This is a genomic window from Thermostichus sp. OS-CIW-26, from assembly GCF_054058395.1.
In genome coordinates this window covers 26,852-44,737 of the sequence record NZ_JBSSAG010000017.1, presented here as the reverse complement: position 1 = coordinate 44,737, position 17,886 = coordinate 26,852, and the positions used below count along the sequence as shown (strand labels likewise).

The window sequence follows — 17,886 nt, the reverse complement described above, 5'->3', positions numbered from 1 at the left end:
TTCCACTCTCTCACACCAGAGCATGGGCCCGCCTCGAGAGGGATCCGGCAAGATCTAGGGGGTCATTGGGATCCCAGCCTCCATCCGGCTCAGGGCCAGGCTCATCTTGTCCAGCCACTGCAAAAGGTTCTCCAGTTGCTGCGCCGCCGGCACCATCCCCAGACCCCGCACCGTCACCTTGCCCGGTTGGTAAACAAAGCGAGGCTGCAGGTGAGTGGGCAGAGCCTCTTTCAGGCGATTCCAAGCCGGCTCCTCCATGGGGGTTTCCAAAAGGACATGCTCCTTGGCTGGCCTAATGCGGGAAAAGCCCAGCGTGCGGGCCAGGATCTTCAGCTCCATTACCCGCAGCAGCTCCTGAGTGGGCTTGGGCAGGGGGCCAAAGCGGTCTTGCCATTCCTGGGCAATTTGCAACAGCTCGACCCGAGAGCCAGCAGCGGCCAGTTGTCGATAAGCCTGCATCTTTTGATCTTCGTCGGGAATATAGCTTTGCGGGATCATAGCGGTAACATTCAGGTCGATTTGCGTGTCCTCCACCTGCGGGATCTCCTGGCCGCGAATTTCTCGAATGGCTTCTTGCAGCATTTCCAGGTAAAGATCGAAGCCCACCGCATTGACTTGCCCGGATTGTTCCGTTCCCAGCAGGTTGCCAATGCCACGAATTTCCATATCCCGCATTGCCAACTGATAGCCGGATCCCAGTTGGGTAAATTCCTGAATGGCCTGGAGACGTTTGCGGGCCTCCTCGGTGAGGATCCCGTCTTCTCGGTAAAACAGCCAAGCATGGGCTTGGATCCCAGCCCGGCCCACCCGCCCCCGCAGCTGGTATAGCTGAGCCAATCCAAACTCCTGAGCATTTTCAATCAAAATGGTGTTGACGCGGGGAATATCCAAACCGGATTCGATAATCGTCGTGCAGACCAGGATATCGATTTCCCCATTGTTAAAAGCCAGCATCGTTGCCTCTAGCTCCCCTTCCGGCATCTGCCCGTGGGCAATGGCAATGCGAGCACCGGGCACCCACTCCCGCAATTTGGCACTGGTTTCTTCGATGCCTTCAATGCGGTTGACGACATAGAAGACTTGACCGCCGCGATCCAACTCTTGGCGGATAGCCGTGCGGATGACTTCGGGGTTGTAGGGAGAAAGGTGAGTTTTGATAGGCCGGCGGGAAGGAGGCGGAGTTTGGATCAAGCTCATTTCCCGCAAACCCGACAAGGCCATATACAGAGTGCGGGGAATAGGGGTGGCGGTGAGGGTGAGTACATCCACCTGGGTTTTGAGAAGTTTGATTTTCTCTTTTTGGTTGACGCCAAAGCGCTGCTCTTCGTCAATAACCAAAAGGCCTAAATCCCGAAATTGCACATCCTTGCCCAAAAGCTGGTGGGTGCCCACCACAACATCCAGTTCGCCACTCTTGAGACGGGATAGGATTTCTTTTTTCTCCTCCGAGGTGCGGAAGCGGTTGAGCAAGCCCACTTGAATAGGATAGGGAGCAAAGCGCTCTTTGAGGGTGTGGTAGTGCTGCTGGGTAAGAATGGTGGTTGGCGCCAGGAGAGCTACTTGCTTGCCGGCGGTTACGGCTTTGAAAATGGCACGGATTGCCACCTCTGTTTTGCCAAAGCCCACGTCCCCACACAGCAGCCGATCCATAGGGCGTGGAGATTCCATATCCCGCTTGATCTCCTGGACAGCTCGGAGTTGATCCGGCGTCAGGGGATAGGGGAAAGAATCTTCCAGCTCCTGTTGCCAGGGAGAATCGGGCGGGAAGGCATAGCCCTCCTGTTCGGCGCGTTTGGCATAGAGCTGCAGCAGGTCAAAGGCCACTTTTCGCAGGCTCTTTTTCACCTTCTGTTTGGTCTTTTCCCAGGTGCTGCCGGACATCTTGTGCAGGGCAGGTGGTCCATCCCCGCTGGCGCGGTAGCGGGAAAGGGAGTTGACCTGGTCGGCAGCCACCCGCAACAGGCCATCGCTGTATTGAATAACCAGGTACTCGCGGGTTTCGCCCCCAATGGTGAGGCTTTCTAAGCGCAGAAACTGGCCAATGCCATGGGCCTTGTGAACGACAAAATCCCCTGGCTTGAGCAGGTTGGGATCCACCTGGCGAGAGCTGGCCTGGCGGCGCTTGCGCACATAAGTAGGGGTGGCCAGGCTGTGCTGGCCGAAAAACTCGCGGTCGGTGAGCACCACCCACCCCAAGGTGGGCAGGAGAACCCCCTCCAGCTCGGCCAGGCCGGAATACTTGAGGGCCACTGGGGTGTAGGACTGCAGCTGGCGCTCGATGGCCGGGAAGTCTTTGGGATTGGGCACGTACTGGGCGGGGCAGTCGTGTTCCTGCAGCAGAGCTACGGTGCGGGAGGGCTGGGCAGAGAGGATCCACACCTGCAACTGCTGCTTGCGGTACTCGCGCAGGGTTTTGGCCAGGGATCCAAACTGGTGGGGAGCAGTAGGCACAGGCCGGCTTTTTAGGTCAAGGGCAGCTTCGGCTTCGCCAGCAGGGGCAAAGGTGCGGGCCAACAGGCAGGGGAAGGGATCCCAGTCGGGAGCCTTGAGATCAAAGGGGCGGTGGAAAGGCACCAGAGCTGGCTCGCTGGCCCGGGCCAGCTGCCACTGCTCCTGGGCGTGGCTTAGCCACTGCCGGCTGTGGGCTTGGCACTGCTCCGGCTCGTCGATCAGGATCAAAGCCTCGGGATCCAGATAGCTCAGCAGGTTGGCTGGCGGATCGTAGAGCAGGCCGAGAAAACGGCGCAAGCCCTCCGGAGGAGACGGCGACTGCTCCAACTGCTGCCGTAGGCCCTGGGAGAGCTGATCGGCTTTTTCCTGCAGAGCCGGCCAGAGGATGGGTCCGTAGCCAGTGGGAGTTAGCCAGACATGGGGGATCCCGTCTTGAGAGCGCTGGCTCACCGGGTCGAACTCCCGCAGCCTCTCCAGCTCGTTGCCGAACCACTCCAGCCGCACCGGCCACTCGCAGGCCACTGGGAAAACGTCGAGAATGTCGCCCCTTTGGCTCCACTGCCCCTCGCTTTCCACCAGACTCACCCGCTGGTAGCCCAGACGGGTCAACTGCTGCCCCAGTTGCTGGGGAAACATCTCCAAGCCGGGTTCCAGCTGGAGACAAAAGGCCCGCAACACCTCTGGGGGAGGGAGGTGGGGTTGGAGGGCCCGCTCTGTCGCCACAATGGCCATGCCCTTCTTCCCCTGGAGGCAATCGGCCAGCACCTGAAACTGGCCCCACACCAGCTCCGGTTCCAGGTCAAAAGGTTCGTAGGGGGAAGCCTCGGAGGTGGGGTAGAGCTGCACCGTCTCCCAGCCCATGCCCTCCAATTGCGCTGTCCAGCGGCCTGCTTCTTCCAGCGTGGCAGTGATCACCAGCAGGGATCTTCCCTCCTGCTGGGCCAAAGCCGAGGCGATCAACCCCTTGGCAATCCGCCCTGCCCCCTGCAGATTTGCCCGTCGCTGCGATCTCAAGCAGGCGGCCAGCTCTTGAATCAAGCCGGACTGGCCTAGAAAGCGCACCAGCGGAATAAACGACATCTTCCACCCCACCCTGCAAACTGGGATCCCAATTCTGGCAAGCTCCAGGGACGATCAGCAGCCGTCTGCCGGCTCTGTAAACCGGAAGTCCTCCCTTGGTGGGAATCGCTCCTCGATCTATTGGGACAACAGTTTTGTTGTTTAAAGACGAAGAAAACCAGAACCCTATGTCAATGGCCTGCCAGTTTTTGGCCGCTAGGTTCACAGAGGGCTTTTTGCTTTGTAGTCCAAATTACAAAAAAAGGTCTATATCTCACAGAATCCTAAAATTAACCTTTAGAGTCGGACAGCTTGTCGATTGTCTTAGCCAAGATTCGATGTTAGAAGGAACCACAAAGCGCGGCTTTCCCGGCCTCATCTGATGTCTGCCAGTCAGCAAGATGTTTTTCATGCAAGAGATGTAGCTGTATCAATTGCAGCAGATGTTGTCGGAAAAAGCTGTATGGGTCAATTCATCTAAACTTGGTACAAATCATGTTTCTGGATACCGTTGCCCTTTCTCGTCTACAGTTTGCCCTCACGGCCATTTTTCACATGTTGTGGCCGGTTTTAACAACGGGGATGGCCATTTACCTTGTTGTTATTGAGGGACTTTGGCTAAAAACCCGCAACCTAGATTACTACCGTCACGCCCGTTTCTGGTCAAAACTCTATGTGTTGAACTTCGGTATTGGCGTGGCCTCAGGCTTGCCAATGGCTTTTCAGTTTGGCATGAACTGGGCGCCCTTCTCCGAAGCAGTGGGAGATTTTTTCGGCACCATCCTGGGCTTTGAGGGCACGATGGCCTTTATGCTGGAGGCCAGCTTTCTGGGGATCATGCTGTTCGGCTGGGAGCGCGTCCCGCCGGTGATTCACTGGATCTCGACGATCCTGGTAGCTTTTGGTGCCAACCTATCCACCTTTTGGATCCTGACGGCCAACTCTTGGCTGCAGACGCCGGCAGGTGGCGTGTTCGTCGATGGGAAATTTGTGGTGCGGGACTACCTGCAAGCTATTGTCAACCCCTTCATGGTCAACAGCTTTCTGCACATGTTTTTTGCCACCTTGGAAACCTCTTTGTTTGTTATCGGTGGCATCAGTGCCTGGTACATTCTCAAGCGGCGGCACAGCGAGTTCTTCTCCCGCTCCCTCAAAGTGGTCTTGGCAATGACCCTGGTGGTCGCCCCTTTGCAGGTGTTCGTCGGCCATCTGAGCGCGGAGCAAGTCTATCGCTATCAGCCGGCCAAGCTGGCGGCCATGGAGGCCCAGTGGGAGACGATCCCTGCCGGCGAGCGGGCAGACTGGAGCCTGTTGGCTGTGCCCAACGACCGCGAAGAGCGCAACGAGTGGGAGGTGAAGATCCCTGGCGCGCTGGGCTATCTGCTGGAGTTCAAACCCAGGCTGGATCGACCCATTCAAGGGCTCAAAAGCTGGGATCCCCAAAATCGTCCCCACATGGTCGGCCTGATCTACTACTCCTTCAGAACGATGGTGGCCATTGGTCTTTTTCTGGCCGGGCTTGTCGGAGTTACCCTTGTCCAATGGCTGAGGGGCAAGCTCTCAGTGGAGGCCCTTTCTCAGCAGAAATGGCTGATGAGAGCTTGGATCTTCGCAGCACCCCTGGGATACATCGCCGTTGAAACTGGTTGGATCGTCCGCTGTGTGGGTCGGCAGCCCTGGATTGTGTATGGACAACTGCGCACGGTGGAATCGGTTTCACCGCTGCCGGCAGGAGAAGTGTTGTTCTCCTTGATCGGCTTGACCATCTTGTACACCGTGTTTTTCGTGGCCGCCCTTTACTTTGGCAGCCGCATCATCCGCGAAGGGCCAAACCTGGAGTTGCCCGCCCCTGTCCCGGCAACGCAGCCGGTGATCGTGGTCGAGCCTGCCCGCCACGAACCGGATCGCCGTCCTGCAGAAGCTCGGTAGCAGCAGTTTGGTAGCCATCTAACTGGTGACTCCAAGTAGCAACAGGGCAACGTAGCAGGCCCATTCCCCACAGCAGTGAAACCCTTCGCTACGTCAACTCCCAACTTCCCTTCCCTAGAGGGAGAGGGACTGGGGATCGCCATCGGGAACTGTCTCGCACTGGTCAGAAATACTCAAAGCAGAGGGAACAGCGATGGAATCTTTTGAGCCTTTACAGCGGTTTCTGCCCCAGGTTTGGTTTTTTATCCTGGGCCTATTCCTATTTCTCTACGTTCTGCTGGACGGGTTTGATCTGGGAGTTGGTATCCTCTCCCTGACGGCCTCCAGCGAGACGCGGCGCAGCATTCTCATGACCAGCTTGGGCAATGTTTGGGATGCCAACGAGACGTGGCTGGTGTTGATGGGGGGATCCCTATTTGGATCTTTTCCTCTCGCCTACGCCACCATTCTCAATGCCCTCTACATACCCTTGGTGATCATGGTGGTGGGCCTGATCTTGCGGGCCGTTTCCTTCGAGTTTCGGGAAAACGCCGACAACAAGTTGGTGTGGAACCTGGCCTTTGGAGTGGGCAGCTTTTTGGCAGCCTTGGGCCAGGGATTTGCCTTGGGCAGCGTCTTCGAAGGGATCCGCGTGGACGAAGCCGGCCACTTTGCCGGCAGCCCCTGGGATTGGCTGACCTGGCGCACGCTGTTGGTGGCTCTTACTTTGATCCAGGGCTATGTGTTAATCGGCTCAGCCTACCTAATCGTTAAGACCACCGGCGAGCTTCAGGAAACCTACTACAAGACGGCAACCATCGCCACCTGGACAACTTTACTGGGGGCAGTGTTTATCACCATCAGCACTCCTATCATGTCCGAGCAGGCGCGTGCTCAGCTTTTCTCGCCCCCTCTTTTCTACATCTTTGCTGCCATCCCAGTTCTGGGACTTTTGTTGGTGGCGTTGTTGCTGCGCAGCCTGCGCCGGCGGGAAGAAAATAGCGTTTTGGTTTACACTTTTTTGATCTTTGCGCTTTCTTTTATCGGCTTGGGGTTCATGGTCTTCCCCAACATCATCCCCCCCAGCGTCACCATCTACGAAGCGGCAGCCTCCCCCAGCTCGCTGGTGTTTATGCTCACCTTTATTGGCTTTCTGATCCCGGTTATCTTGTCCTACAACATCTACAACTACGTGGTGTTCCGGGGCAAGATCGTGGTGCAGGAAGTGGCGGCGGAAGAGGCCAAAGTTCCAGAGGCAGTTTAAGCTGGCCTGAGGATGCAGCAATAACCCCGCCCGGTGATGGGCGGGGCAATTTTTTAGGTGCAATCGAACGTCTACAGAGAAAGGCTGATACATTTACGCCGAACACTGCTGAGCATTACTGCTCAACGGTGAAGCGATAGCATTCTGTCCGTTTCCGAACAGAAAGGCGGTATCCCGCAAAGCTCTGAGCATAACACCCAGAGCGCCTTGCCAATCTCGTGGTAGCCTGTGGTTGCACTTGGGGCATGTGAACACCTTTGCGCCACCTAACTTAGTGTGGATGTGCCCGCACTTAGTACAGGTTTTGCTGGTGTACGCTTCCGATACTTCCACGACGACCACGTTTTTCTTCTTGGCTTGAAACTTCAGGAACTGCTTGAACCGGTAGTGCGCCCAGGTGAGCATCGCCCTTGCCGTCTTGCTACCAAACTTCCTCCCTGCCTTGGCAACCATCTTGGCTGACTCGAAAGTGGGGAGGAATATCAATCGGTAGTTATCCGTTAGGAACGCCGCTACCTTGCGATGGCACTCGTCCACCAAGTTCCTGATTCTCTCCCGCAGACGAAACGCCGCTTGCCGCATTCGCCTACGCTTGAGTCTCGGTGCTCTGCTCAGCCTAGATTGCAGATCGTCTAGGTGGTAGCACAGCCGAGTGATTCTACCAAAGTCTCCCTTGGCGATATCTACGAAGCCCGCTCTCACTCTCTCTTGAGCCATTGCCGGATCTGCTCGGCAGCTACATCGCGACCTCCCAACCCAAAAGCCAACGCCACCGCCACGGCAATCGCCCCCAGAACCAGACCAAAAGCCAACACCACAATGTCGGTGGCCACGCCCATCTGCTGCAGGGCCATGGCGCCAACAAAAACCAAGATAGCCACCCGCGCCGCCCGGGCCAGTACCCCTGAGGAAGGGCTACCCAAGCTCTTGATCATAGAGTGGGCCAAATTGGCCAAATAAAGACCGATCCCAAACACCAGGGCGCCGATGAGCACCCGACCGGAAATCAGCAACAGCCCCTGCACAATGTCGGTTAGGGCGGCAAACTGCAGCAACTCCACTGCCGGCACCGCCCCAAACAAGACCACGCCTACCCAGACCACCAAGCCGGCGATCTCGGAGGGAGTGCGACGTTTGGCAGCGGGATCCCCTTCAGGCTCAGGAGCAGCAGGTAGGGGCAAGCCCAGCCCCGCGACCAGACGGTCAAAACCCACCGCCTGCAGCAACTGGGTTACCAAGCTGGCCAAAAATTGCCCCAGCAAGTAAAAGACGGCCAGGATCAAAGCGGATCCCGCGATCATGGGAATGGCCCGCAACACCTGCTCCAGCATCGCCACCGCCGGATCGGAGATGGCCCGAATTTCCAAGGCATTCAGCGCCGCAATCACCGCCGGGATCAACACCAAGACATACACCACCGTCCCGACGATCTGGGCCAACTGGGGAACGCCAAAGCGTGCCCCCAACCGATTTGCCCCTGCTGCCACCAACAAATTGGAGACGATCCCACGCACGATGCGGGCCAAAAACCAGCCCACCACACCGATGATCAGCGCCCCCAAAATCCGCGGCACCATCGACAGCAACTGATCCAGCAGGTTTTGCACCGGCTGCAGCGGCCCCTGCAGGTTCAGGGTATCCAGGATGATCGGCAAAAAGAACAGCAGAATCAGCCAGTAAAGGGCATTGCCCAAAGTTTCATTCAGCAGGAAAGGGGTGACCTCTGTACCTCCCTCTTGGTCGGTTGGGGTTCCTTCTGCACCTGCCTCACCGGCAGCGCTTTCCTGCTGTAGAGGCCGGGCCAACTGCTCATCGAGGTTGAAACGCCGCAGCCCCTGGATGACCGCCAGCCGGGCAACTGTAGCCACCGCCCAGCCCACAGCCAGCAGCACCAGCGCCCCACCCACCCTTGGCAGATAAACGAAGATTTCCCCCAAAAACCTGTTGAGCGGATCGGAGACAGCTTGAAGCTGCAGGGCATTCAGTACCGCCACCAACACAAAAGCAAGAATCACCCAGTAGACGGCAGCGGCCACCCAGCGCTCCGTTTGGGGCAGCTTCTCGCCGGGCTTTTGGCCCAAAACCCAAGCAGCCAAGCGATTGTCCAGTTGCGTCCTTTTGAGCAGTCCTCTAACGCCGAAGGCTACCGCCGTGGCCACTATCCAACCCAGAATTAAGATGGCAATCGCCGCAAGGAGATTGGGCATAAAATCGATAAGCCTAGACCAAAGACTGACGACAAAAGAGATGGCCTCATCTCCAATGGTGTTTCCAGAGATGTCCATAATGATCCTCACAGCTTGAAAATGCTCAGGATGGACAGATAACAAGTGTAGGTTAGCCTGAAGTGTTTTTTCAGGCAAGCTGGCCAGAGGGGGGATACGATATGAAAAATATATATTGAAGCAGAAATGTTGGATCTCGAAATAAAACTTTACATCTTATTAGCCCAAGGACTCCAGCCGTAAGTTGAAGCTCTGATCGGCCACCAAACGGCAAGGATCGAATTCAAGGTGTTGATATCGCAGGCTATAGCTTTTCCCCACCGAGCAGGAGCTCCGTGATCAAGTCAGCGTCTCCGTTGCACGGTAGATGCGCCTGCATTGGCTAGAGCCAATGTTGCCGGAAGGAGCTGTGTCGAGCAGTTTGCATCCACAAAACGAGAGCACTTTGATGATCTATAAAAGAATCAAATACGCAATCGGCACCCGGTCAATGTGTTGTATTGCATTGTATCGCCCGCAGCCTTGATATTCTTAGCCCATTGGCTTGCTTGTTGTCTGGCTTGAGGTGTATCCCGAAAAACGTTCACAGCCCTTCAATTTATATACAATTGACGCTTTTCTAAATCGGTTTCTTCCAGTACACCAGCGCATCTTCTCCGTTGTAATACCCCTTGCGACGTCCCAGCCGTTGAAACCCTGCCGATTCGTACAGGCGGATTGCCGCTTGATTGGAAGCCTTTACCTCCAGAGTAGCCCAGCGGCAGCCTGCTGCTCTCGCTTGGTTCAGCAGTTCTTCCAGAATCCGCCGGCCCAAGCCCTGTCGTCGGTACTCGGGATCCACCGCCAAGGAGATGATATGTGCTTCTTCTTCAATACGCCAGAGAATGCCGAAGCCCACCAGCTCTTTTGTCGTCTGCGTCGGCGAGGTGGGGCCTGGAGAGGGAAGGGGGAACTCGGCTCGGCCCGAGCCACACGGGGCACCAACGGCAACGGGTTCCGCCACTACCCCAATCACCGTGCTTGTGGGTCGTTCCAGCTCCGCTCGATATCCCTGTTCTCCCCAGTATCCCCCATAGCACCGCCGATCCAGCTCCAGCAGTTGGGGCAGGGCGGTGATGTCCAACAGCTGCAGCCGATAACTCGTACTGCTCATAGTGGCCTAGTCCCGCAATTCGCAGAATTCCGCCAACAACAACTGCCCCAAGGGATCGTCATCGGGAGCCGCGTAGGGCAAGGCTCTGCGGCTGATGCTCAAGATGTTGCCCCCCGATTGGGGATGGTGCTCTGCACCGCTTTCGCGAACAGGCTTGAATTCGTAGTCGATCCCTTCGGTGAAGCCGGCTTCCTGTAGGTAGTCTTGGGCGGCTTTGAGGATCCCTTCTCGCAGTTGCGCTTTGACCGCAGGGGCCATGAGGTGGCGAACAAACCACTGGGCGCTGGCGGGATCCACCTCGGCCAGGTATTGGAGGGCAGGGGTCAACACAGCAGGGCGCTCTTGAGGGGACAAGCCGTTCACCTGCTGAGCTACCGCGGGCACATCCCGCCGTTGCATGGCCTGGATCAGGGCTTGAATGTCTGGGGAGAAGGAGGGATCCGACACTTGGCTCATGGCTGGGGGTACCAGAGGGATTCGAGGGTGCGGACAAGGGCTGCTGCTTCGAAAGGAGAGGGAGCAGTCGGCAGACAGACGGTTACATGGCCCAGTTTTCGCCCTGGGCGGGCAGGGGTTTTGTGGTACCAATGCACCGTGGCATTGGGGAGCTGGGCCAGGCGCTGCCGCTTTTCTGGGTAATCGCCGGTGGCATGCTCATAGCCCAAGAGATTGACCATCACTGCCCCCGCACACTTGAGGGAGGGATCCCCCAAAGGCAGGCCGAGGATGGCCCGCAGGTGTTGCTCGAATTGTGAGGTGTGGCAGGCTTCCAGGGTGTAGTGGCCGGAATTGTGGACCCGCGGCGAGATTTCGTTGATCCAGATCCCGGCCTTGGGATGGGGGGGCGGCACCCAGAACAGCTCGATGCCAAACACGCCAACTGCACCCAATTTTTCCATCAGATCGGCTGCCAAGCGCCGGATCTCGGCCTCGGTGGTTGGGGGGATGCGGGCAGGCACCAGGACATGGCGGCAGATTTGCTCAATCTGCACAGTTTCCACCACCGGATAAACCCGGATCTCTCCCTTCAGCCCCCGCGCTACCATCACCGCCAGCTCCCGCTCGAACGGGATCCATTCCTCCAGCAATAGCGGGATCCCCTCAGATTGGCTAAGGGCCTGCTGCAAAGCCACTCGGTCGCGCAAGATGCAGGTGCCCTGCCCATCGTAGCCCTGTCGCCGTCGCTTGAGCACCACCGGAAAGCCCAACCCGGCCAGGTCTGCCGAATCCAACACCGCCTCCAGCGGAAAAAAAGTCGGCACCGGCAACCCCAACCGCGCCAGGAACTGCCGTTGGTGCAACTTGTCCAGCAGCGGCTCTAGCGTGCTGAGGCTGGGACGAAAGCGGGATCCCTCCGGATCCAGTTTTTTCAGCTCCGGCAGAGGGATAAACTCGTTTTCAAAAGTAACCACCGGGCAGCGCTCCAACAACTGGGCCGTGGCCTGGCTGTCGGCTGTGGATCCCCAAACCACCCCATCGGCCACTGCCACCGCCGGATCGGTGGGAGCAGCAGCCTGCACCACCAGCGGGATCCCCATCTGGCGAGCTGCCAAGGCCAACATCTGCGCCAACTGCCCGCCGCCAATCACCCCCACAGGTTGGGATCTCTGGTCTTTTGAGGATACCTGGGTTTCCACAGCCGTACCGTTATACTGGGTGGTGGGCCGCTGTCCATTGCTTCTTGGATCCAGAACCCCATTATGGGACCCCTTGCCCTCCAGCGCTAGGAGAAAAACGGTGGAACCCTCTCAACCCTCTGAGCTGAGAGCTCTAATCAACCGGGCTTTGGCGGACAAAGTCTTGACTCGCGCCGAGCAACAGCAGATTCTCAGTGCCGTCATGGCCGATCAAGAAATTTCCCCAGAAGAGCACGAACTGCTGGAATCGATTGTGGAGCGCCTGAACAGCGGCGAGATCCGCGCCGTCGATTAAACCCTGTCTTCAGGTTGAGATTGCCCTCAAGACTTTGGAGAACTAGACTCCAGTCTGTCCTCGAACGCCGGGTATTCTGCTTGTATCCTTGGGCTCATCCCGTCGGGTGGATCGCCTAGAATAATCCACAACCCACCTCTTTCTGCTGCCATGAGTTCTCGCTCTTCAGATTGGTTCACGCGGGCTCGCCACATTTTTTACGGCACAGCCACTGCTCTGGTGGAAATCCTGCAAGACCCGGAAAAGCGCACCGAAAACCTCAACCGCCTCTCGATGGACTTGGGCCAACTGGCGGCAGAGCTGGAGCAAAAGGGAGAGTTGATCGAGCAGGAGGCAGTTCGTTACGTTGAGAGTCTCAGGGATCCAGCCGCCAACGCCCCCTCGGCAAGTCCTGACTCTGAAGCGCCTGTCGAGAATGCTCCCCCGACACCAGCTTCCTCCCCCAACAAGCCGGCTATCTCCAGAGAAGAGATGGCTGAGTTGATGGAGCTGATCCATCAGATTGAGTCCTTGCGCCTAGACTTGGAGCGGTTGCGCACCTCGTCCTGAGTCCTGTGCGGTTCGATATCCTTACCCTTTTCCCCGAATTTTTTGAAACGCCGCTGCGCATTGGGCTGGTGGGCAAAGCCCTACAGCAGGGGATCGCCGAAGTCCACTGCACCAATCCACGCGACTTCGCCACCGATAAGCACCGCCGTGTCGATGATGAGCCCTACGGGGGTGGGGTGGGCATGGTGCTCAAGCCGGAGCCCTTCTTTGCTGCCGTTGCCTCCCTGCCCCGGTTGGATCCCTGCGAGATCATTCTGCTGACGCCCCAGGGGCAACCGCTGAACCAGGCGCTGCTGCAGGAGCTGTCCCAGAAAGCGCAGCTGATCCTGCTGTGTGGCCAGTACGAGGGCTTTGACGAACGCATCCGCCAATACCTGGCCACCCGCGAGGTGTCGCTGGGGGATTTTGTCCTGACCGGGGGGGAAATTCCGGCGCTGGCCCTGATCAACGGCGTGGTGCGGCTCTTGCCGGGCACTGTGGGCAAGGTAGACTCGTTAAAGAGGGAAAGCTTCGAGGCGGGGCTGCTGGACTATCCTCAATACACCCGCCCGCCAGAGTTTCAGGGGTACAAGGTGCCGCCGGTACTCCTCTCAGGCGACCATCAAGCCATTGCCCGTTGGCGTCTGCAGCAGCAGCTGGTTCGAACCTGGCAAAGGCGGCCAGACCTGTTGGCCAAGCGCCCCTTGACCGCCGAAGAGCAGCAGTTGTTGGTAGAGGGGCTGGCGGAGCAGCACCCTCGTGTAAACGAAGCGGAGAAATAAAATGCTCGGCAAGCTTCTCAACCGTCTCCTGAATCGATCGCCCGTCTGCTGGCGTGGGATCCCCTCGCCCCCAGTGCTGCTTCTGGTGGGGATGGCTTTGAGCTCGGTTCTGAGCGGTTCTGGGGTGGCCCTGGCCCAAAGCGGAAGTGTCAACGATGCCATTCGCCGCGACAGCAATCCCCCTCTGTTGGATGGCACCAGCATCAACGTCAACGATCTCTTCCGGGCTGCCGACTTCCTCTCCCGCCAGAATGCTGCTTCCCGCTGGGACGGCAAGGCCAGCGTTGATGCTGCTGTGGAGCAATTTAACCAATCCCGCCGCCGCTCCCTCCCGCTTTCTCCCGGTTCCTTGGCACCTGAGCCCACCCCCACTCCCTAAGGTTGGATCCCATTCCCGGTAAATCTGTTAGGATCGCAAAGCCGATCCCGTGCCTGCTGAAATGCGGTACGCCGTTTTCGGGATCCATTAGGAGAACACCGCCGTGGTTAAGAGCACCCCCTCCAGCAAAACCGATACGGAGCAGCGTTTGGATCCCGCCAGCCGGGGCCACTCCAAAGACAGTTCCACCGCACCCAAAGGGATCCTGGGTTTTATTCAAGAGACCCGCACAGAATTAAGCAAGATTGTTTGGCCGAGCCGCCGGCAATTGATCGGCGAGTCGGTAGGGGTCTTACTGATTGTGTTGGCTTTTGCTTCCTTCATCTACCTGGTCGATCAAGTGTTTGCTTGGGTAGCCACTCAGCTGTTCTTGTGATGTTCTGTCCTGAGGGGCAAGAGAGTCATGTTCAAGGATGGCTACAGGGAGGATGTGAGGTGATGAGGCCAGAGCAGCAGCGAAAACGTCGTGGGGGCCGTGTGGAGCACTTTGAGCCTGCAGACGCGATCCCGGAACCAGACGAGGGGGAAGGTCAAGAGCGTCGCAACCTGCGCTGGTACGCCGTGCAGGTGGCCTCAGGCTGCGAGAACAAAGTGAAGAGCACCCTGATGCAACGGGCGGCTGCTTTGGATGTGGCGGATCAAATTGTCGAGGTGGTGATCCCGAAGCGGACGGGCTTCAAGCTGGATCGATCCGGCAAGCGCCAGGAGCAAGAGGAGAAGATTTTTCCCGGCTATGTCCTGGTGCGCATGGACATGAACGACGACACTTGGATGGTGGTGAAAACAACCCCCAATGTGATCAACTTTGTTGGCACCGAAGAAAAGCGGGCCTACGGTCGCGGTCGGGGGCATGTTACACCGCGTCCCCTCAGCCAAAGCGAAGTCCAGCGCATCTTCAGCAGCGTCGAGGTGGAGGAAGTGCCCCTCAAAATCGACATGGCCCCTGGGGATCGCATCGAGGTGCTATCCGGCCCCTTCCAGGGTTTCTACGGCGAGGTGGTGGAGGTCAGCCCAGAACGGGGCAAGCTCAAGGCGTTGATCTCGATTTTCGGGCGCGATACCCCGGTAGAATTAGAGTTTGGTCAAGTGCGAAAAGAGGTGTAACCGCGTTTCATGGCTAAGAAGTTGGTGGCCGTGGTCAAGTTGGCCATTCAGGCGGGCAAGGCCACCCCCGCTCCCCCCATTGGCCCAGCCTTGGGTCAACACGGGGTCAACATCATGGCCTTTTGTAAGGAGTACAACGCCAAGACGGCGGATCAGGCCGGGATGGTGGTGCCTGTTGAAATCTCCATCTTCGAGGATCGCAGCTTTACCTTCGTCCTCAAGACGCCGCCGGCTTCGGTGTTGATCAAGAAGGCTCTGGGCATTGAGTCCGGCTCCAGCGAGCCCCACAAAACCAAGGTGGGATCCCTGACGCGGGCTCAACTGCGCCAGATCGCCGAGCAGAAGCTGCCGGATTTGAATGCCCACGATGTGGAGGCGGCCATGAAAATTATTGCCGGAACTGCTCGCAGCATGGGGGTGACGGTGGTGGATTGATGGAGGGATCCCTTGCCCGGTCTGAGGTGTTCACGGTCTTGAAAAAGTTGTTCTAGCAAACCACTGTGGGGGAGAGAAGTTCTCGCCAGTACCCCGAGGAGAAACGATGGCTCGAAAGCTTTCCAAACGTATGCAGGCTTTGCGGGAGAAGGTGAAGCCCATTGCCTATGCTCCCGAAGCGGCTTTGGCCCTGATGAAAGAGACGGCCACCGCCAAATTTGAAGAGGCGGCAGAGGTTCACATCCGCCTGGGGATCGACCCCAAGTACGCCGACCAACAACTGCGCACCACTGTAGTCTTGCCCAGGGGCACCGGCCAAGAGATCCGGGTGGCGGTGATTGCCCGCGGCGAGAAAGTGGTGGAGGCCCAAAATGCAGGGGCGGATCGGGTTGGATATGAAGACCTGATCGAGGAAATCAGCAAGGGCATGATGGATTTTGACCTTCTGATCGCCACCCCCGATGTGATGCCCCAAGTGGCCAAGCTGGGGCGGCTGTTGGGGCCGCGCGGCCTCATGCCTTCTCCCAAGGGGGGAACGGTGACCATGGATCTGGCCCAAGCGATTAAGGAGTTCAAGGCCGGCAAGCTGGAGTACCGGGCGGATCGCACCGGCATTGTGCATTTGATCTTCGGCAAGTGCAAGTTCCCCGTCGAAGCTCTGCTGGAGAACCTAAAGGCAGTGCAGGAGTCCATCGATCGCAACCGTCCCTCTGGAGCCAAGGGCAAGTATTGGCGAACCCTACATGTTTCTGCTACAATGGGCCCCTCGATTGAGGTTGATATCAATGCCCTGCGGGAGCTGAAGTTGGCGACCTAAGCCTGGCTTCGGCGCTGCGATGGGTTGAAAAGGGTTTGAGTGAGTGTAATTTGGAGGAGGATCCCGGCAGAACATCTTTCCCCAGTCGAATAGCAAGCCGAAGACAGCAGGTGCCCGCGGGCTTAATGTCCTGCCGAGGTTTGAGCGAAGTTCAAAGGGATCCCTTCTTGGATCGCTTTTGATGGTGCGCTTATCTCCATGCGTCTCGGCCACGGCTGGGACGCATTCTGTTTGGCAGAACCCAGATTCACCACCCGTTAACCCTGGGTGACCATTGACAACAAAGGAGGTGAGCGCATGGGCAAGCAACCTTTAGCGAAGAAAGCGGAGATCGTCGATAAAGTCCGATCCCTGCTGCAGGCCAGCCAAATGGTGCTGGTGATCGACTACAAGGGGCTGACCGTTGCGGAGATGGACCAACTGCGGGCAGAGCTGCGCAAGTCGGATTCGGTTTGCATGGTTGTTAAGAATACCCTGATGCGGCGAGCCATTGCCGACCAAAAAGCTTGGGCAGGGATCGCTCCCTTCTTGGCGGGGCCGACGGCCTTTATCTTGATTCGGGGCGATATTTCAGCCGCCCTGAAGGCGTATCAAGATTTTGCCAAGCAAACCAAGAAAACCGAGTTCCGCGGTGCTGGCATTGAAGGGCTATCCCTGACCTTGGAGCAGGCCAAGGCCATCGCCGAGCTACCGCCCAAGGAAGTGCTCATGGCCCAAGTGGCGGGCAGCCTCAAGTCGGTGGCCACCGGCCTGGCGGTCGGGCTCAATGCTGTGCCCACGCAAGTGGCGCGCGGTATCCACGAGATCCCAGCCTCTCTGGGGCGGGCCATCCGGGCCATTGCCGACAAGGAGGCCGCATAAAGGGCTTCAGTTCATCAGCCCAAACCTGTGTATCGATTCTGTTACCCCCAAGGAGAAACCATCATGTCTTCAGAGCGCGTTGCAAAGATTTTGGAAGAGTTGAAAGCCTTGAGCTTGCTGGAAGCTTCCGAGCTGGTGAAAGCCATCGAAGAAACCTTTGGCGTCAGTGCAGCAGCCCCAGCCGGCGGCATGGTCATGGCAGCTCCCGTGGCAGCAGCGGCGGCAGCTCCGGCGGCAGCCCCTGAGCCGGTGGAAGAGCAAACTGCCTTTGATGTCATCCTCGAGGCTGTGCCAGCCGACAAGAAGATCGCCATCCTCAAGGTGGTGCGCGAGTTGACCGGCTTGGGTCTGAAGGATGCCAAAGATCTCGTCGAGGCGGCTCCCAAACCCGTCAAAGAAGGGGTTGCCAAAGAGGAAGCCAACGACATCAAGAAAAAGCTGGAAGAAGCCGGCGCCACCGTCAAGATCAAGTAGTTCCAGTTACGGGGAAAGCGCCTCTCCCTGCTCTGACGAGGAATCTAATCAAGACTCTCAAACCCAAGGGGGGCTGCTCCGGCCCCTCTTTTGGGTCTGCCCGACCATTGGCGTGGGTTCGGGATCCCTGCTCCGCCGCACTTCCACCTCTCCGTGGGCTTTCAAGAGGGCAGCCAGCTTGCGACGCATGATGATGCCGGGTTTATCCGTGAACATGTGCTGCTCCGCCTTGATATCGAGGGGAACGTCATAGTCGGTGCTTTCCAGAACCCGTTGATCCTCAAGGGTCACCTGCCGATCGAAGGCGATGATACTGATACATTTACGCTGAACACTGCTGAACATCACTGTTCAACTATGCAGCGATAGCATTCTGTTTGTTTCCATTCGCGTTAGCGGGACGGAGTCCAAACAGAATGGCGGTATCCCGCAAAGCTTTGAGTAGAATACCCAAAGCGCAGTTTCCGTGTCGTCTTACTACCAATTTTCTGCTTTGCTTTGGCTACCATGTTGG

The 17,886-nt window shown here is 57.8% G+C and carries 18 protein-coding genes, 1 pseudogene and 1 other annotated feature; of the genes and pseudogenes, 12 read left to right on the top strand and 7 right to left on the bottom strand.

Going from position 1 to position 17,886, the window contains the following annotated elements; all coding sequences use genetic code 11:
- Window positions 1–54: 54 nt before the first annotated feature.
- On the bottom strand, window positions 55–3,531 hold the full coding sequence (gene mfd / locus ACVW0C_RS08580; protein ID WP_457384920.1) for a transcription-repair coupling factor: 3,477 nt from the start codon (window positions 3,529–3,531) through the stop codon (window positions 55–57).
- Between the two features lie 474 nt (window positions 3,532–4,005).
- Between mfd and ACVW0C_RS08575 the strand changes: the two genes are divergently transcribed.
- The gene (locus ACVW0C_RS08575) at window positions 4,006–5,439 is read left to right on the top strand and encodes a cytochrome ubiquinol oxidase subunit I (protein WP_457384919.1); all 1,434 of its coding nucleotides are present in this window, start codon (window positions 4,006–4,008) and stop codon (window positions 5,437–5,439) included.
- 193 nt (window positions 5,440–5,632) lie between these two features.
- Entirely contained in the window at window positions 5,633–6,682 is a 1,050-nt protein-coding gene (gene cydB / locus ACVW0C_RS08570; RefSeq protein ID WP_011432837.1) for a cytochrome d ubiquinol oxidase subunit II, read from the top strand.
- 93 nt (window positions 6,683–6,775) lie between these two features.
- Here the strand turns inward: cydB and ACVW0C_RS08565 are convergent.
- From ACVW0C_RS08565 to ACVW0C_RS08545, 5 genes and pseudogenes are all read right to left on the bottom strand, one after another.
- Window positions 6,776–7,378 (bottom strand): annotated as a pseudogene (locus tag ACVW0C_RS08565) (zinc ribbon domain-containing protein); the annotation flags it as partial.
- Window positions 7,379–7,380: 2 nt separating this feature from the next.
- Window positions 7,381–8,967, bottom strand: a complete 1,587-nt coding sequence (locus ACVW0C_RS08560) for a mechanosensitive ion channel (RefSeq protein WP_457384918.1) — start codon at window positions 8,965–8,967, stop codon at window positions 7,381–7,383.
- Between the two features lie 559 nt (window positions 8,968–9,526).
- Complete coding sequence (gene rimI / locus ACVW0C_RS08555; protein WP_457384917.1) at window positions 9,527–10,060, bottom strand: ribosomal protein S18-alanine N-acetyltransferase; 534 nt, start codon at window positions 10,058–10,060, stop codon at window positions 9,527–9,529.
- Between the two features lie 6 nt (window positions 10,061–10,066).
- The gene (locus tag ACVW0C_RS08550; RefSeq protein WP_457384916.1) at window positions 10,067–10,516 is read right to left on the bottom strand and encodes a hypothetical protein; all 450 of its coding nucleotides are present in this window, start codon (window positions 10,514–10,516) and stop codon (window positions 10,067–10,069) included.
- Entirely contained in the window at window positions 10,513–11,655 is a 1,143-nt protein-coding gene (locus ACVW0C_RS08545; RefSeq protein ID WP_457384915.1) for a 5-(carboxyamino)imidazole ribonucleotide synthase, read from the bottom strand. The genes ACVW0C_RS08550 and ACVW0C_RS08545 overlap by 4 nt, the downstream gene beginning before the upstream one ends.
- Before the next feature lie 142 nt (window positions 11,656–11,797).
- On the opposite strand from ACVW0C_RS08545, the gene ACVW0C_RS08540 reads away from it, so the two are divergent.
- The 10 genes from ACVW0C_RS08540 to rplL all read left to right on the top strand — a co-directional run bounded on the left by ACVW0C_RS08540 (window position 11,798) and on the right by rplL (window position 17,372).
- Window positions 11,798–11,992 carry a hypothetical protein gene (locus ACVW0C_RS08540; protein WP_414329471.1) on the top strand — a complete coding sequence of 65 codons (195 nt, stop codon included), beginning with the start codon at window positions 11,798–11,800 and terminating at the stop codon, window positions 11,990–11,992.
- Between the two features lie 150 nt (window positions 11,993–12,142).
- Entirely contained in the window at window positions 12,143–12,541 is a 399-nt protein-coding gene (locus tag ACVW0C_RS08535) for a hypothetical protein (protein ID WP_414355814.1), read from the top strand.
- Between the two features lie 5 nt (window positions 12,542–12,546).
- Window positions 12,547–13,302, top strand: coding sequence for a tRNA (guanosine(37)-N1)-methyltransferase TrmD (gene trmD, locus ACVW0C_RS08530; RefSeq protein WP_457384914.1), 756 nt, complete (start codon window positions 12,547–12,549; stop codon window positions 13,300–13,302).
- A 1-nt stretch (window position 13,303) separates the two neighbouring features.
- Window positions 13,304–13,681 (top strand): hypothetical protein, encoded by a 378-nt coding sequence (locus ACVW0C_RS08525; protein WP_457384913.1) that lies wholly within the window; start codon window positions 13,304–13,306, stop codon window positions 13,679–13,681.
- Between the two features lie 103 nt (window positions 13,682–13,784).
- Complete coding sequence (gene secE, locus ACVW0C_RS08520; protein ID WP_414329112.1) at window positions 13,785–14,057, top strand: preprotein translocase subunit SecE; 273 nt, start codon at window positions 13,785–13,787, stop codon at window positions 14,055–14,057.
- A 62-nt stretch (window positions 14,058–14,119) separates the two neighbouring features.
- Window positions 14,120–14,785, top strand: coding sequence for a transcription termination/antitermination protein NusG (nusG, locus tag ACVW0C_RS08515; protein ID WP_011432848.1), 666 nt, complete (start codon window positions 14,120–14,122; stop codon window positions 14,783–14,785).
- A gap of 9 nt (window positions 14,786–14,794) precedes the next feature.
- A complete protein-coding gene (gene rplK / locus ACVW0C_RS08510; protein WP_011432849.1) occupies window positions 14,795–15,220 on the top strand; it encodes a 50S ribosomal protein L11 in 426 nt (141 codons plus the stop codon).
- Between the two features lie 106 nt (window positions 15,221–15,326).
- Window positions 15,327–16,037 carry a 50S ribosomal protein L1 gene (gene rplA / locus ACVW0C_RS08505; protein WP_011432850.1) on the top strand — a complete coding sequence of 237 codons (711 nt, stop codon included), beginning with the start codon at window positions 15,327–15,329 and terminating at the stop codon, window positions 16,035–16,037.
- Window positions 16,038–16,116: 79 nt separating this feature from the next.
- Window positions 16,117–16,276 (top strand) — a sequence feature (ribosomal protein L10 leader region).
- 58 nt (window positions 16,277–16,334) lie between these two features.
- Window positions 16,335–16,898, top strand: a complete 564-nt coding sequence (rplJ, locus tag ACVW0C_RS08500) for a 50S ribosomal protein L10 (protein ID WP_414329113.1) — start codon at window positions 16,335–16,337, stop codon at window positions 16,896–16,898.
- A 63-nt stretch (window positions 16,899–16,961) separates the two neighbouring features.
- A complete protein-coding gene (gene rplL, locus ACVW0C_RS08495) occupies window positions 16,962–17,372 on the top strand; it encodes a 50S ribosomal protein L7/L12 (RefSeq protein WP_414329114.1) in 411 nt (136 codons plus the stop codon).
- Window positions 17,373–17,429: 57 nt separating this feature from the next.
- On the opposite strand, the gene ACVW0C_RS08490 is transcribed toward rplL, so the two are convergent.
- On the bottom strand, window positions 17,430–17,717 hold the full coding sequence (locus ACVW0C_RS08490; protein WP_457384912.1) for a hypothetical protein: 288 nt from the start codon (window positions 17,715–17,717) through the stop codon (window positions 17,430–17,432).
- Between the last annotated feature and the right edge of the window lie 169 nt (window positions 17,718–17,886).